This window comes from Duganella zoogloeoides, from assembly GCF_034479515.1.
Lineage (GTDB): Bacteria > Pseudomonadota > Gammaproteobacteria > Burkholderiales > Burkholderiaceae_D > Rugamonas > Rugamonas zoogloeoides.
This window is the reverse complement of sequence record NZ_CP140152.1, coordinates 6,149,318-6,164,158: the sequence shown is the minus strand read 5'-3', so window position 1 is coordinate 6,164,158 and position 14,841 is coordinate 6,149,318. Positions and strand designations below refer to the sequence as shown.

General features: G+C 64.7%; 11 protein-coding genes. 3 read left to right on the top strand and 8 right to left on the bottom strand.

Annotated features, from left to right (window positions below; genetic code table 11):
• Window positions 1–23: 23 nt before the first annotated feature.
• The 4 genes from SR858_RS27050 to SR858_RS27035 form a co-directional block, all read right to left on the bottom strand.
• The gene (locus SR858_RS27050) at window positions 24–599 is read right to left on the bottom strand and encodes a TMEM175 family protein (protein WP_019924098.1); all 576 of its coding nucleotides are present in this window, start codon (window positions 597–599) and stop codon (window positions 24–26) included.
• Between the two features lie 146 nt (window positions 600–745).
• The gene (locus SR858_RS27045; protein WP_154820076.1) at window positions 746–4,441 is read right to left on the bottom strand and encodes a DUF4450 domain-containing protein; all 3,696 of its coding nucleotides are present in this window, start codon (window positions 4,439–4,441) and stop codon (window positions 746–748) included.
• A 74-nt stretch (window positions 4,442–4,515) separates the two neighbouring features.
• Window positions 4,516–4,962, bottom strand: coding sequence for an SRPBCC family protein (locus tag SR858_RS27040; RefSeq protein ID WP_019924100.1), 447 nt, complete (start codon window positions 4,960–4,962; stop codon window positions 4,516–4,518).
• 55 nt (window positions 4,963–5,017) lie between these two features.
• Entirely contained in the window at window positions 5,018–6,130 is a 1,113-nt protein-coding gene (locus tag SR858_RS27035) for a GGDEF domain-containing protein (RefSeq protein WP_322534188.1), read from the bottom strand.
• A gap of 199 nt (window positions 6,131–6,329) precedes the next feature.
• Here SR858_RS27035 and SR858_RS27030 point away from each other — a divergent pair, with 199 nt between their 5' ends.
• Window positions 6,330–6,797 (top strand): heme-degrading domain-containing protein, encoded by a 468-nt coding sequence (locus tag SR858_RS27030; protein ID WP_019924102.1) that lies wholly within the window; start codon window positions 6,330–6,332, stop codon window positions 6,795–6,797.
• 108 nt (window positions 6,798–6,905) lie between these two features.
• Here SR858_RS27030 and SR858_RS27025 read toward each other — a convergent pair whose 3' ends face one another.
• Together SR858_RS27025 and SR858_RS27020 are read right to left on the bottom strand one after the other, a co-directional pair.
• Window positions 6,906–7,115 (bottom strand): SlyX family protein, encoded by a 210-nt coding sequence (locus tag SR858_RS27025; protein ID WP_019924103.1) that lies wholly within the window; start codon window positions 7,113–7,115, stop codon window positions 6,906–6,908.
• 41 nt (window positions 7,116–7,156) lie between these two features.
• Window positions 7,157–9,226: a UvrD-helicase domain-containing protein gene (locus SR858_RS27020; RefSeq protein ID WP_019924104.1), complete on the bottom strand. Its 2,070-nt coding sequence runs from the start codon at window positions 9,224–9,226 to the stop codon at window positions 7,157–7,159.
• Window positions 9,227–9,366: 140 nt separating this feature from the next.
• Between SR858_RS27020 and SR858_RS27015 the strand changes: the two genes are divergently transcribed.
• Complete coding sequence (locus tag SR858_RS27015; RefSeq protein ID WP_019924105.1) at window positions 9,367–9,849, top strand: SRPBCC family protein; 483 nt, start codon at window positions 9,367–9,369, stop codon at window positions 9,847–9,849.
• Between the two features lie 104 nt (window positions 9,850–9,953).
• Here SR858_RS27015 and SR858_RS27010 read toward each other — a convergent pair whose 3' ends face one another.
• Window positions 9,954–11,393, bottom strand: a complete 1,440-nt coding sequence (locus tag SR858_RS27010; RefSeq protein WP_026637696.1) for a dihydrolipoyl dehydrogenase — start codon at window positions 11,391–11,393, stop codon at window positions 9,954–9,956.
• A 105-nt stretch (window positions 11,394–11,498) separates the two neighbouring features.
• Here SR858_RS27010 and SR858_RS27005 point away from each other — a divergent pair, with 105 nt between their 5' ends.
• The gene (locus tag SR858_RS27005) at window positions 11,499–12,407 is read left to right on the top strand and encodes an ArgP/LysG family DNA-binding transcriptional regulator (RefSeq protein ID WP_019924107.1); all 909 of its coding nucleotides are present in this window, start codon (window positions 11,499–11,501) and stop codon (window positions 12,405–12,407) included.
• 41 nt (window positions 12,408–12,448) lie between these two features.
• On the opposite strand, the gene SR858_RS27000 is transcribed toward SR858_RS27005, so the two are convergent.
• The gene (locus tag SR858_RS27000; RefSeq protein ID WP_019924108.1) at window positions 12,449–14,485 is read right to left on the bottom strand and encodes a primosomal protein N'; all 2,037 of its coding nucleotides are present in this window, start codon (window positions 14,483–14,485) and stop codon (window positions 12,449–12,451) included.
• Window positions 14,486–14,841: the final 356 nt, after the last annotated feature.

The following is a 14,841-nucleotide window of genomic DNA, read 5'->3' as shown; positions in this document are numbered from 1 at the left end:
CGGGCTGGCGCCGGACCACCGCATCACGAGCGCATCTGCGCCTCGATGCGGCGGTCCGGCAGGAACCAGACCATGGCGCAGATGATGTACAACGCATACGCCGCGCACACGTGCAGGTAGGCCAGCGGAATGGCCAGCAAGTACAGCACCACCGACACCGCGCCCTTGTATTCCTTGCCAACCGCGTTGGCAAGGATATGGTCGCTGGGGTTGCACGAAATCAGGCATTTTTCCAGGATGTAGTAAGCCACCGCTGCAAAAGACAGCACCACGCCATACAGCGCGACCGGCAACGGCGCCATCACGTTCTCGCCCACCCATGTGGTGGTAAACGGAATCAGCGACAGCCAGAACAGCAAATGCAGATTGGCCCACAACACCTTGCCGTTCACGCGCGCCGAGGCATGCAGCATATGGTGGTGGTTGTTCCAGTAAATGCCCACGTACACGAAACTGAGCACATAGCCGAAGAACACCGGCGTTAGCTCCACCAACGCCGCCATGCTGGCGCCATGCGGCACCTTGAGCTCGAGCACCATGATGGTGATGATGATGGCGATCACGCCATCGCTGAACGCTTCCAGTCGATTCTTGCCCATGTGTTTGCCTTTGCGACGCCCGTCGACGGTCGGCGGACACGATGCGGCATTTTAGCGCCGAAAGTGGCGCACGCCCCTCTGCGTAAAGGCAGAGTGCTCCGCGCATTTTGGCTATCGCGAGATGAGGGCCACAGCGCCCAGCAACGCTAGGGCGCGGAGTCCAGCGTCACCCCCATCACCCCCAACACCACATCATTGGCCAGCGCCCGCACGGTGATCGATTGCAGCTGGCGCGCAGGGTCGAGCGGCAGTTCGATGACGGTGGCGGCGCCGCCGGCGATGCGACGGCCATTGGCCGGGTGTTTTCCCGTGGCAGGGACCTGGGCGCGCGCGGTCTTCAGATCGACGCGCAGCGGCAGCTGGCCGCAGAACGGGAACTGGTAGTCGTCGATCAAATAATCCTGCTCGATCGGCCACCAGTTGTCAGGATTGCGCAATGCCACGCGGGTGCTGGCGCCATCACGGTAAGTAACCTCGATCACACCGTTGTCGATACGGCTTTGCATGTGGTTGGTCGAGCCGGCCATGAGCAAAAAGGCGCGGCGCGCCTGGCCTTGCAACGGCACGGTGACCTGGCGCGGATAGTTATCCCACTGCGACGTGAATAGGATGTTGGCGCCGGCCGGCGGCGTGGCGAAATGCAGTCCGTTCGGCAGTGTCAGCGTGCCACCCAGGGCACGCAAGCCGGCGTCGTCGATCTCGGGCAGTTCCTGAACGTGGCCGGCCCACGCGCCCGCGCCCTGCGCTGGCAGCGCCAGCGTGGCGTACGGCGATCGCGGCGTCACGTACTTGCCCGGTTTGAACAGCTGCGTTACCGCGTCGTTGAACCAGGGGGTGAGATCGACGGTGCGCGCCTGCACCGGCGCGCCGTGCAGCCACTGCGGACTGCTGGCCACGCACTGCGCGGCAGGCACCGTAGCCGATGACGCTACCGTTTGCGCCGGTGCAGACGCTGTAGACGCTACAGCATCAGGTACTTGCTGCCACCAGGCGAATGCGCCCTGGCGGTAGCGCGTGAAACCGTCCTGCTCACCAGCGCCTGCATCGATCCTGGCCACCCGCACATCAATTTCGGGGCCGCCCCACACGATTTCGATAGCGGCGCTGGCGCCCAGTGGCGTGTCGATCCGCAGGCGCGGTGCACCTACCGCGTCATCGAGGTTGCGCCAGCGCGCCGGTTTGCCATTCACGCGTACCGCCACCACGTTCGCCGCGCGGGCCGGCAACTCAAACGCCAACTGCGGGAAAAGCCGGCCGGCCTGGCCGATGGTCCAGCGTTCGCGCTGGCCGAGGCGGCGGTAAGCGACATTGACGTCCGGGTGCGCCAGGCTGGCGTGGTCCCACGCGTGCGGCAGGCCGGGACGCACGGTGAGCACCCCTGACAGCGCATCGGGCTGCACGCCGAACAACCCTTCGACCAGCGTGCGCGCCATCACGCCGGCGCCGTCGGCAAAGTCGCGCTGCGCTTCGCGCCGGTAGACGTCGAGATAATTCATGGTGCCGATGTTGCCGGGGCTGATGCCCATATACAGGCTGGCCAGCAGCGCGCCCTTGGTGAGCTCGAACGCGGTGTCGCTGCGGCCGGCCTGCCAGTAGGCCAGCGCCGTGTGCAGGTTCTCGCCCATCACCACATTGTTGATCGACCATGAATAGGGCATCCAGTCGGTGGTGGGCAGCACGCGGTACGGGCGGTCGCTAGGCACGCCGGGGCCGCGCACGGGAATGGCACGGCGGTCGCGGTCCAGCGCCGCCGCCATGCGCGCCGCCTCGAACGGCGTCGGCACCTGGGCGTCGATGGTGTGATAAAAACTCCACAGCGCGTAGTGCGGGTGCAGCAGCTGGTTGCCCAGCGCATCGCGGTATTCGGCAAACGCGCCCTGCTGCGGCATCCATAACTGCGTGCGCATGGCCTGCCGGATGGCTGCCGCTTCGGTGGTGTACGGGGTGGCATCCTTGCCCAGCCATGTGGCGATGCGCGCGGCCATGGCGTTGTGCCAGGCGTTGTAGGCCGAGGTGTGGGTGGCGCCGCCGCCGTTGTAATACAGGTCGTCGCTGGCCCAGATGGCGGCGTAGGCGTCGTACAGCGGCAATTGGTCGGCGCCGAACGGCCGTCTGAACAAGCGCCGCTCCCAGGCAAGGTGCCGCTCCAGTACCGGCCATACCGCTTGTGCGAGCGCTTTGTCGCCGGTCCACAGCAGGTGGCGCAGCAGGGCATCGATGAACACCAGGTTCATGTCGTAGTGCGAGGTACTGAGGTCGCCGTTCGAATGCAGCGCGGCCTCGTTGCGCGCCAGGTTGGTGGCTGCCTCCGGCGCCGGTATCTGCGCCGGAACGGGCGACGTATTCTGGCGCCCGGTCCAGGCGTCGATATTGGCGCGGGCGCGGTCGTGCCAGCCCAGTGCATCGAGCGCATACGGCCCGCGCCAGCCCAGCAGCTTGGTGCGCCACGCCACCGCGCCGTGCATGATGGCGCCCTGGCCGTCGTCCCACACGGCGTCGGCGGCGACGTTAAGCGCGCCCATGGCGGCGTTCAGGTACGGGTCGGGCGTGTCGATGCGCACGCGATGGCGCAGGCGGTCGAAATGCCGGCGGGCCTGGTCGAACCGCGTCGCCAGTTCGGTGATGCCGAAGGCCGGCAGCAGGCGGCCAGCAGCGCGGTCGCCGTCCGTGGTGGCGCCGACTGCGCGGTAGGCCTCCTGCTCCTGGGCCCCGGCACGGGTGGTGACCTGTACCGCGATCTGCACCGGTGCTGCGCCCAGCGGTAGCCGGGCGACTGCCACGCCGGTTGCGGCATTGGCGTTGGCATCGGCATTGGCGTTGGCATCGGCATTGGCGTTGGCACCGGTATCTGCGGTGGCGGTGGCGGTGGCGGTGGCGGTGACGGTGGCGTCGGCGTTGCCACCATCACGCGATACGGCAGCGAGCAAGGCGTCCAGGCGCGGCCAAAGGTTCGCATCGTGACGGGTCACCAGCAGCGGCGTCCTGGCAGCTGCCATCGGGGCGACGGCGCTGCCAGTGTCGGGACGATGCAAGATGGTGGGACTGGTGCTGTCGGTGCTGGCTGCGCCGTGGCCAGCGTCGGCGCGGGCGCTGGTGACGCCATTGGCGTGGTCGGTGCCATTGCCCGCCGCGGTTGCGGTGGTTACCGCAATGGTCGCATGCGGCGCCACCACCCGGAACCCGTCGGCCTGCGCGGCGATGCGCGCACCGCGCGCCGCGACTGGCGCGAGCTGGAAGTATTCGCTGATCGGCACGGCCTCGGTACCGATGTCGCCATCGCGCCGTCCGCGCTTGCCGTCGCCGGCGCCGAAGGCGATCACCAGTTGCGCAGAGGCCGGCAGACCGGTGCCCTGCACTTGCACGCCCAGTCCCTCGGTGGCGGCGTACGCCAGTGCCATGACCGTGATGCGCCCGCCAGCGCCCAGTTGTGCGTCGCGAATCTCGTAGTGCAGCTCGCCCGGACGATAGCGGGTGGTGATGCTGGCCGCATCGTGCAGCCAGAGGCAGTGCGCACCGGCAGCGGGCATGCACACCCCGAGGCGCAGGTTGCCGCCGCGGCCGGGCAGGTACAGCGAAAACTCGGGCTTGTCTCCGCCGTCAACGCGAAAGGCGCTGTTGCCGCCGTAGAGCGGCCGGTTGAAGAATTCGATGCCATCGTCGATGACGAAGTCGTCGCCGTCGGGACGGTAGCGCAAGGGACGGTCGGTGTCGCCATGCAGATTGGGCACGCGGGCCTGGGCTTCGGGCCTGTAGTGTTGGAGCTGGGCCTCGGCCGCACGCGCGGTGGCCCCATGCATCGCGCACGCGGCCACCGCCAGCATCAACGCAGTTCGTGTGATCATGGATCGCACGTTACCGTACATAGCACCCGGCGCGACAACCGCCGGTTCAAACAATCAGGCGAATGATCGCGACGTCATTCCCGGATATCGGGCTCCACCAGCTGCGCCAGTTGCACCAAGGACTCCTGCCAGCCCAGGTAGCACCCCTCGAGCGGTATCACGTCCGGTATCCCTTCCTGCACCACGGTCAGCTCCACGCCGCACGACACCGCGCGCAGGGTGACGGTGGTTTGCATCTGGCCGGGCAGGCTGGCGTCGTCGAAACGGGCGGTGTAGCGCAGGCGCTCGTAGGGCGTCAGTTCGAGGAATTCTCCGCCGAAGGCGTGGCTCGCGCCGGTGCCGAAATTGGTGAACGACATGCGGTAGGTGCCGCCCACCTGCGCGTCCATCTGCTGTACGGCGGCGACAAAGCCGAACGGCGGCAGCCACTTGGCCCAGGCATGCGCATCGGTAAAAGCGCGATAAAGTTTTTCGGGCGTGGTGCGCAGCACCCGGTGGAGTTGAACGGTGTTGGCAGTCATGGCGATGCTCCCTGCGTGGTTGAAGACTGGATTGGACAGCGCTCCGCCGAAAAAGTTACGCGGTTTCGCGCACGTCGCCGGTCAGGGTCACGCCGCGTCCCTGCTGCTTGGCGCGGTACATGGCGGCGTCGGCGCGTTGCAGCATGGCCTCGATGGTGTCATCGTCGGCCAGGCGCATGGCGATGCCGGCGCTGTACGATAGCTCGAACCCGAGCTTGCGCGGCGCATGGTGCCGCAGCCACTCGCGCAGGCGCTGGTCGTAGGCCTGCACCGCGGCGATGTCGGCGCGGTTGAGCAGCACGCAGAATTCTTCGCCGCCATAGCGGCAACACAGGTCGCCGGCACGGCTGACAACGCGCATGGCCTTGCTGAATTTTTGCAATGCCAGGTCGCCCACGGCGTGGCCACGGGTGTCGTTGATCTGCTTGAAATAGTCGAGGTCGAGCATCAGCACGCCCATCGGCTGGCGGTAGCGCACGCTCATGGACAGGTGGTTGCCGGCCTGCTCGAGCCACGCGCGGCGGTTGAGGGTGCCGGTCAGGCCGTCCACGGTGGCCAGGCGTTCGAGCTCGCGGGCGGCCTCGTCGCGGTGGGCCAGCAGCAGCGCCGCCAGCGACAGCATCACCGTGATGTTCGAGACCAGCGAAAACACCATGTTGACCATGTGCGGCGCAAAGAAATGGGGAAACTGCTCGGTATAGAACGCGCCCAGTACGCCGCGCCAGCCGGTCACGACCATTTGCGCCAGCAGCGAAATCACCAGCAGCCAGCGCCAGCGGCCCACGCGCACCTGCGGCCGGCGGCACAGCGACACCACCACCATGGCGATCTGCAGCGCCAGCAGGCCGTTGGCCCAGCCCACCCGGAACGGATAACTGTTGTAGCCGATGCAATAACCGACCGTGAGCAGCACCGCCACGATCACCGAAGCACGTACCTTGACTGCACGGCCGCACCACAGATCGAACGCGGCAGCGTTGAACGCCATGCCGCCGGCGATGGCGGCCATCGACAGGGTGGACAGTGTGCGGTCGAGCAGGCTGAACGGCGTGACCGCGCAAGCGACCAGGAGCAGGATCCAGCCCGCCGTGTGCAAGCCCATGCCGGCCTGGGCATAGCGCGCGGCCCGGTTCACCTGCCCCATAAAATAGGGCAACGCGACCGCCATGATTGTCAAATTCAGTGTCATGGCGACGAGCAATGAGGAGACGTCTATTTGCATCGAGTCGGGAGGAGAGGTAGGCTGGGCGCGGGAAACGGCGAGCAGTATAGCGCACAACAGGCGGCCCCAAGCGTCGCCGCGTGGACAAATACAACGTTTCGCCCTATCCTCGAATCTTCAATTTTTGTAACATGAGGCAACATCGATGGAAAATTTCGCAGAACAGCTGGAAACCCTGACACGCCAGGAGCAGGAGCTGCAATTTACCGCTTTTACCAGCGATATCGCGCTGGCGCTGGGCCTGAAAGTGATCGAGATCGTGCGCCAGCGCGGCAAGGCCGTCACCGTCAACATCACGGTCAACGGCAAGGTGCTGTTTCACCACGCGATGCAGGGTGCGGCCGCCGACCAGGCCGACTGGATCCGGCGCAAGAACAACGTGGTCGAGCGCTTCGGGCGCTCATCGTTCTTCGTCGGCATCGACCACAAGCACCGCGGGGTGGCCTTCGATGAGATCAAATACCTGCCGCCGCAGGACTACGCTGCCCACGGTGGCGCGTTCCCGATCCTCATCAAGAACGTGGGCCTGGTCGGTACAGTCACCGTCTCCGGCCTGCGCCAGGCCGACGACCACGCCATCGCCGTCGAAGCCATGCGCGCCGTGCTCGTCTAAGTTCGGGGTCAGTAAGTTCGGGGTCAGTGCCGACATTCGGACACGGCCTCAAGCAATTACCGCAGAGTTCGTGTCCGAATGTCGGCACTGACCCCGAAGTGCGAAGTGTTAGTAGTGGGGTGGGGGTTCGTGGGGGAGTTGGCCGCCGCCGTTTTGCGGCTGGGTGCGCACGTGCTGGATCAGGGCGGCGCATAGCTGTTCGAGCTTGTCGATCTGCTGCTGTTGCTCGTAGATGCGCTGGCCCAGCGATTCCACCAGGTGCTCCTGGTGGGCGATCTTGATCTCGAGGTCGATGAAGCGGTCTTCGGTATTGCTCACGGCGGTACTCCTGGCGGGAAAGCGGGCATTCTACAGCGGGGTTATGGCTGTGGCGTGGGTTTCGGGGTTGCCAGCAATTCTTTCATGCGCGCCAGCCGCTCTTTCGGCGTGATCACTTCCGATTCCTGCGGCGCGGCCGTGCCTTCGTCGAGCGCCATTTCCTTGATGAACCGCGACGGGTCGCAATGCACCTGCTCGCCGGCGCGCTTGCGCTTCTTGCACCACGTGATTTGCAAGGTGCGCTGGGCACGGGTGATGCCCACGTACATCAGGCGCCGTTCTTCCTGCACCCGCGCGGCGATGGTTTCGGCCGGCGCGTCGGGGTCGCCCTTGTGCGGCAGGATGCCCTCTTCCACGCCAACCAGGAACACGTGCGGATATTCAAGTCCTTTCGAGGCGTGCAGGGTGGACATGCGCACCGCGTCCGGGTCTTCGTCCTGGCCCTCGAGCATCGACATCAGCGCCACCATTTGCGTGAGCTCGAGCACGTTCTTTTCTTCGCCGTCGCGGTCCTTGCCGCCCCGGCCCCGCTCCTTGAGCCAGTTGACGAATTCCATCACGTTCTGCCACTTCGCCTGCGCGGCGCGCTCGTCGAACATGTCGTACAGGAAGGACTCGTAGTTGATCGCTTCGAGCATGTCGTCGAGCACCTGGGCGGCATTGTCGCCGCTGCCGCTTGGGCCCGGGCGGCTGGCGCGCGATTCGAGGTGATTAATAAAATTGCAGAAGTCGCGCAGCGGTTTGAGTTGCTTGTCGGCCAGCAAGCCCTCGATGCCGCCCTTGAACACGGCTTCGAACAGCGAGCACTGCCACTGGCCCGAGAACGTGCCCAGCGTTTCCAGCGTGGTTTGCCCCACGCCCCGGCGCGGCGTGGTCACGGCGCGGATGAAGGCCGGGTCGTCGTCGGTGTTGGCCAGCAGGCGCAGGTAGCTGATGATGTCCTTGATCTCGGCCTTGTCGAAGAAACTCTGGCCGCCCGAGATCGTGTAAGGGATGCGTTCCTTGCGCAGCGCCTGCTCGATCACGCGGGCCTGGTGGTTGCCGCGATACAGGATCGCGTAATCGGACCATTTGTTTTTGCGCTGGAAGTGGTCGGCCGAGATCATCATGGTGATCTGATCCGCTTCCTGGTCGTCGTTGGCCATGCCCAGCACGTTGATCGGCTCGCCCAGGCCGTGTTCCGACCACAGCGATTTCTCGAACAGCTTGGGGTTGTTGCCGATGACCGAGTTGGCCGCTTGCAGGATGCGCGTGGTGGAGCGGTAATTCTGCTCGAGCTTGATCACCTCCAGGTCCGGGAAATCGGTCTGCAGGGTTTTAAGGTTTTCCACCGACGCGCCGCGCCAGGCGTAAATCGCCTGGTCGTCGTCGCCCACGGCCGTAAACATCGGCTTCTTGTTGATACCGGTGACCAGCAGCTTGACCAGCTCGTACTGGCAGGTGTTGGTGTCCTGGTACTCGTCCATCAGCAGGTAGCGCAGGCGGCGCTGCCACTTGTCGCGGATCGGCTCGTTATTACGGAACAGTTCCACGGGCAGGCGGATCAGGTCGTCGAAATCGACGGCCTGGTAGGCCGACAGCGTGGCCACGTAGCTGGCATAGATGCGCGCCGACTGCGCTTCGTCCTCATCCTTGGCGTTTTGCAGCGCCACCATCGGCTCGATCAGGCCGTTTTTCCACAGCGAGATATCGGTCTGGATGCGGCGCACGATCTGCTTGTCGGTGGTAATGGCCAGATCCTGCACCAGCGAGCCGCAGTCGTCGCTGTCCATGATGGAAAAGCGGTCCTTCAAACCGACGCCATTGGCTTCCTGGCGCAGGATTTTTACGCCCAGCGAGTGAAAAGTCGAGACTGTCAACTGCTTGGCCTGCTTGGGCTGTTTGAGCAGCTTGGCGATACGCTCCTGCATCTCGAGCGCGGCCTTGTTGGTGAAGGTCAGCGCGGCGATGGTGCGCGGGTCGTAGCCGCGGTCTTCGATCAGGTGGGCGATTTTCTGGGTGATCACCCGCGTCTTGCCCGACCCGGCGCCGGCCAGCACCAGGCAGGGGCCGTCCAGATAGGCAACGGCCGCACTTTGCGGGACGTTGAGACCGAATGAGGGTTTGGACATGAACGCTAACAGGAGGGGTGAGAAGAGCCGCCTATTGTAGCAGTGGCGGCTTCTTGCCACCGGTAGAGCAGTTGAAATTGCCGATTGCGTTACCATCTGGGGCTGAACGCGCACTGGCGCCAACTGCTACAGGCTTAGCCATGAAATTTGAACACCTGATTGAAATTAACGACCCGCTCAACCCGCTGCTTGACGCCTTGACGGTCGAACAACTGTGGAGCGGCCTGGTGCTGCGCGCTGAATCGCCAAAGCTGTTCGTGCCGCAACTCGACGAAGCCATCATCGACGAGCGCACCGACAACAGTTTCCGCCGCCGCCTGCGCTACGGCCAACTGGTGATCGAAGACCGCGTGCGCCTGGAGCCGTTGCAGCGCGTGGTGTACGACGTGCCGGCGCAAAACGACATCACTGCATCCACGCTCACCATGAGCATCGAGCAGCCGACGCCGGAAACGCTGTACGTGCGCTTCCAGTACGACGACGGCCACGACGCCGAAACCGATGCGGCCAATGCCATGTACGACGAATTCAAGCGCTCGGCGTACAAGGAGGCCGATATCGATACTGTGGGCATGATCCGCGAGCTGGCCACGCAAGGCCGCCTCGGCGCAACGCTGAACTGACGGACCAAACGAAACCTCCATAGCTGCGTTGCAGCGCCTCGCCGTACATTCGTACTGTCTTCGTTGCTGCGCCTTGCTCTGAAGGTTTCGTCAGGTGCTCTACCTTACGGCGCCGGCGTGCAATCGACGCACGGATCGTCGTGCTTCGGCTCGTTGGCCAGCTCGTGCGCCAGGTGGCGCAGCGCCGTGCGCACGCCCTCCTCCACCACCGGGTGGTAAAACGGCATGTCCAGCATGGCCGATACGCTCAGGCCCGCCTGCGCGGCCCAGGCCAGCAGGTGGCCGATGTGCTCGGCGCGGGGACCGATCATCTCGGCGCCCAAAAAGCGGCCGCTGCGGAATTCCGCGTACACGCGCAATAACCCCTTGTTCTGCAACATCACCCGGCTGCGGCCCTGGTTCTCGAACGACACCTGGCCCACCGCGAAGCGGCCCGGGTGCGAGTCGCACAATTGCTTGTAGCTGGCGCCGGCCGTGGCGATCTGCGGGTCGGTGAAGACGATGCCCAGCGGCGTGCGGCGCAGGCCCGGACGCACGTCCGGGTAGCGCGCGGCGTTGTCGCCGGCAATGCGGCCCTGGTCGGCCGCCTCCGGCAGCAGCGGCAGCTCGTCGTCGGCATCGCCGCCGATGAAGATGGCGCTGTCGCCGCACTGCATGGTGTACTTGTTATAGACCGGCACGCCGTGGTGGTCGCGCACCAGGCCCGTGTGCTCCAGGCCCAGTTTGCCCAGGTTGGGCTTGCGGCCGATCGCCGACAGCAGGTAGTCGAAGTGTTCGGTGCGACTCTCTCCGTCCTTGTGCTCGCTGGTGACAGTGACCTGTTCGCCATGCTGTTCCACCTTGACCACCTTGGTATCGAAGCGCAGGTCCAGCTCGTCCTTGAGCACCTTGCGCGCCACGCTCAGCACCTCGGGATCGCCCAGTTGCGCCACGCTGCCGCCGCGCCCGAAAATCGTCACCCGCACGCCGAGGCGGTGCAGCGCCTGGCCCAGTTCCAGGCCGATCACGCCGGCGCCGGCAATGGCGATCGACTTGGGCAGATCATCCCAGTAAAACACGTCATCGCTGGTGATCACGCGCGGGCCGGCGCGCCACTCGTCGGGCACGATGGCGCTGGAACCGGTGGCGATCACCACCCGCTCGGTCTCGACGATGGTGTGTTCATCGACCTGCAAGCGGGTGGGACTGAGGAAGCGCGCGTAGCCATGCAGCTTGTCCGCCGCCGGATAGTTGTCCACCGCCTCGGTAACGAAACCGACGAAGCGGTCGCGCTCGCTGCGCACGCGCGCCATCACGGCGCGGCCGTCGATCGTCAGTTCGCCCGCCTGGACCCCGAACGGCGCCGCTTCGCGCACCGCGTGAGCGGCGTCGGCAGCCGAGATCAGCAGCTTGCTGGGCATGCAGCCCACGCGCGCGCACGTGGTGCCAAACACGTTGCCCTCGATCAGCACGGTTTTCTTGCCGCCGCTGGAGGCGGCACGGTAGGCCGTCATGCCGGCGGTACCGCCGCCGATCACAGCTACTTCTGTCTTAATAGTTTTCATTGTATGCATTGCCCTGGGGCGGTTCCGATTGAAACACAAAATATTTGCTGTGCGGCAAAATCAATTAGTATTGCTTATTGTTTTAAAATTTTATAAGTACAGCTTATGGACCACCTCGATTATCGTTCGCTGGCCGTGCTCGATGCCGTCGTCAGCCAGGGCAGCTTCGAAAAAGCCGCCCTGGCGCTGGGCATCAGCCAGTCGGCCGTGTCGCAGCGTATCAAGGCGCTGGAAGACGCGGCCGGCCGGCTGCTGGTCGTGCGCGGCCAGCCGGCGGTGGCCACCGGCCTCGGACAGCGGCTGGTATCGCACCACCGCAACGTCAAATTGATGGAAGCGGCGCTCGATATCGATCTCGGCAACAAGATTAGCATGCCCGAGGTGGGATTGGCGGTTGATGCGGCCAGCCTGGCCACGTGGTTGCCGCTCAGTTTGCAGCCGTTGCTGTCGCCGCCCCGTTGCCAGCTCAATATCGAACAGGCCGACCGTGCCAAGGCCCTGCATCTGGTGCGGGAGGGTAGCGTATTTGGCGCGGTTGCAGCGGCAGGCCCGGACGACCAGCCGGCAAATGGTGGCAGCGGCGCCGGTCCGACGGTTACGCCGCTGGGGGTGATGCGCTACGTGTGCGTGGCTACCCCGGTGTTTGCGGGCCACTGGTTCGGCGATGGTTTTATCGTGGAAGCGGCGCAACTGGCGCCGGCCATGACCACAGACGCCGACATGACGGCCGGCTTCCTGCGCGACGTGCTCGATTTGAAAGGCCCGTACCCGCACCACACCATGCCGCCGTCGGCCGCCAGCCTCGAATGCCTCTACGGCAGCCTGGCCTACGGCCTGATGCCGCTGCCGCAGGTGGCGCGCGCGCTGGCCGAGGACCGGTTAATCGACCTGGCGCCGGGTCACCACGTGGACGTAGCATTGAACTGGCATGCATGGAAGCTCGATACGCCGTTTACGCGCATCCTGAGCGAACAGTTGGTGGCGACAGCGCGGCGGGTATTGCTGCAAACGTAACTGCCTGAAAACAAAAAAGGCGTCCATGCGCCTTTTTGCGGCTAGATATCGAGCGGGTCCACTTCCAGCGACCACTTCACCCGGCTGGTCTTCATCGAGCGCAGCATGTCCATCCATTGCTTCAGGAACGCCTGCAACTGCGGGCGTGATGGCGATTCGATCAGCAACTGGGCGCGGTCGACGTTGTGCACGCGCGTCATCGTCATCGGGATCGGGTCGTTGATGGTGATGTTCGGGTGGGCCAGGCAATCGCGGGCAATCGTCAAAAATTCCAGCGCCGTGGCCAGTTCGCGCGCCTCGGCGCGCAGCAGCGCCTGGAACAGGTATGGCGGCAGCGCCGCCTGTTCGCGTTCTTCCAGCAGCGCGGTGGCGAAGTGGTCGTAGTCGTGGTTGACCACCGCGCCGTACAGCGGATGCTGGGGGTAGCGGGTCTGGATCAGCACTTCGCTCTCGCTGCCGTTCTCGGTGCGCCCGGCCCGCCCGGCCCGTCCCGCCACCTGCATCAGCTGCGCGAACAGGCGCTCGCTGGCGCGGTAATCCTGCGAGAACAGCGCGGTATCGGGATTGAGGATGCCGACCAAGGTGAGTTTTTTGAAGTCGTGGCCCTTGGCCACCATCTGGGTGCCGATCAGGATATCGACCTCGCCCCGGTGCACGGTGTCGAACGCTTCCTGCGCACTGCCCTTCTTGCGGGTGGAGTCGGCGTCGATGCGCAGCACGCGCGCTTCCGGGAACAGCGCCTGCAATCCTTCTTCGACACGCTGGGTGCCGCGCCCCAGCGGCTGCAGATCGACGTTGCCGCAGGTGGGGCAGTGGCGCGGAATGCGCAGCTCCAGGCTGCAATGGTGGCAGCGCAGCCGGTGTTCGGGGCGGTGCAGCACCATGAACGACGTACAGCGCGTGCATTCGCTGATCCAGCCGCACGACTCGCAGCAGATCACCGGTGCGTAGCCGCGGCGGTTGAGGAATAATAGCGATTGTTCGCCGCGCTCCATGCGCAGCTTGAGCGCCGCCACCAGCTGCGCCGTCAGCCCGTCTTTCGGCTTGTCGCGTTCCATGTCCAGCAGTTTCACCTGCGGCAGCACGGCGTTTTTCACGGCGCGTTCGCGCAGCTCGAGCTTGCGGTAGCGGCCCGACTGCGCGTGGTGCCAGCTTTCCAGCGATGGCGTGGCCGATCCCAGCACGATCGGGATCTGCAGCTGCCAGGCGCGCCACACGGCCAGATCGCGCGCCGAATACCGCAAGCCTTCCTGCTGCTTGTACGACGGGTCGTGCTCCTCGTCGATGACGATCAGTTTTAAGTTCGGCAGCGACGCAAGGATGGCCAGCCGGGTGCCGAGCACGATGCGCGCGCGGCCCTGGTGGGCGGCCAGCCAGTGCAGCATGCGCTCGCCCTCGGACAGGCTGCTGTGCAGGGTGGCCAGCATCACACCCGGGAACCGCGCGCGGATATTGCCTTCCAGCTGGGGCGTGAGGTTGATCTCGGGGACCAGGATCAGGATTTGCGCGTGCGGCTCGCGCGTGAGCACCTGGTCGCAGGCCTGCAAATACACTTCGGTCTTGCCGCTGCCGGTTACGCCGTACAGCAACGTAGGGGTAAAGCCGGTGGCGCCGCCGATGGCGTCGGCCGCCTCCTGCTGCTGCGCATTGAGCGGCGGCGGGTTGGCGGGCGTGGCGTCGTGCGGCGCCTCGTTTTTGGCCAGCTTTTTAATGGCCCGGTCCAGCGCCACCGTGGTGCTCACCCGCAGGTTCTTGGGCAGGCCGGGCAGCGCCACCTCGCCCAGCGGGCGCTGGTAGTAGTCGGCCGCAAAGCCGGCCAGCGCCAGCCATTGCGGCGACAACGGCGACAACTGGCTGCGCACGGCCAGCGCATCCTTGAGCTTGGCTTCGGGCACGTCGGTCTCATCAAGCACCTCCACGATCAGCCCGGTCACCTCGCGCGAGCCGAATGGCACCAGCGCCAGCTGCCCCACCTGCGGCCGCGCGTCGGCTTCGCAATGCCAGCGATAGTCGAAAACAGCATTGAGCGGCGTGTCGAGCGCGATGCGCAAGATGCAGTGCGGAAAGAGTGCAGTCATGTGCCAGATTTATGTGGATAACTTTGTGGACAAAGGAATCTTAACCTACAGAAAGTGGTGACATCACCCATGCTAGCGTCGGCAAACAGGGAAATGTCGCAATTAAATTCCTTTAAAATCAACCACTTGAAAAATACACCATAGAGGGGCTTTTAAACCGGGTATTTATGCGCCGCTGTGCATAAGTAAAGTAATTAGCATGCCAGGCGGACTATAAACAGCCCCGGGCAGCGACATTATCCCCAACCATGCGCTAAGTCCCGGTTTACTAAGACCTTTTATTTTTTATCCACAGTTTATGTGGATAACTTTGTGGAGAATGGCAAAATAACGTGCTCCACGATTGTGTGCAACAT

Bases quoted from the DNA above. Each gene is read 5' to 3' on its own strand.
- SR858_RS27050 (WP_019924098.1), bottom strand. From the start codon at position 599: ATGGGCAAGAATCGACTGGAAGCGTTCAGCGATGGCGTGATCGCCATC.
- SR858_RS27045 (WP_154820076.1), bottom strand. From the start codon at position 4,441: ATGATCACACGAACTGCGTTGATGCTGGCGGTGGCCGCGTGCGCGATG.
- SR858_RS27040 (WP_019924100.1), bottom strand. From the start codon at position 4,962: ATGACTGCCAACACCGTTCAACTCCACCGGGTGCTGCGCACCACGCCC.
- SR858_RS27035 (WP_322534188.1), bottom strand. From the start codon at position 6,130: ATGGCGGTCGCGTTGCCCTATTTTATGGGGCAGGTGAACCGGGCCGCG.
- SR858_RS27030 (WP_019924102.1), top strand. From the start codon at position 6,330: ATGGAAAATTTCGCAGAACAGCTGGAAACCCTGACACGCCAGGAGCAG.
- SR858_RS27020 (WP_019924104.1), bottom strand. From the start codon at position 9,226: ATGTCCAAACCCTCATTCGGTCTCAACGTCCCGCAAAGTGCGGCCGTT.
- SR858_RS27015 (WP_019924105.1), top strand. From the start codon at position 9,367: ATGAAATTTGAACACCTGATTGAAATTAACGACCCGCTCAACCCGCTG.
- SR858_RS27010 (WP_026637696.1), bottom strand. From the start codon at position 11,393: ATGAAAACTATTAAGACAGAAGTAGCTGTGATCGGCGGCGGTACCGCC.
- SR858_RS27005 (WP_019924107.1), top strand. From the start codon at position 11,499: ATGGACCACCTCGATTATCGTTCGCTGGCCGTGCTCGATGCCGTCGTC.
- SR858_RS27000 (WP_019924108.1), bottom strand. From the start codon at position 14,485: ATGACTGCACTCTTTCCGCACTGCATCTTGCGCATCGCGCTCGACACG.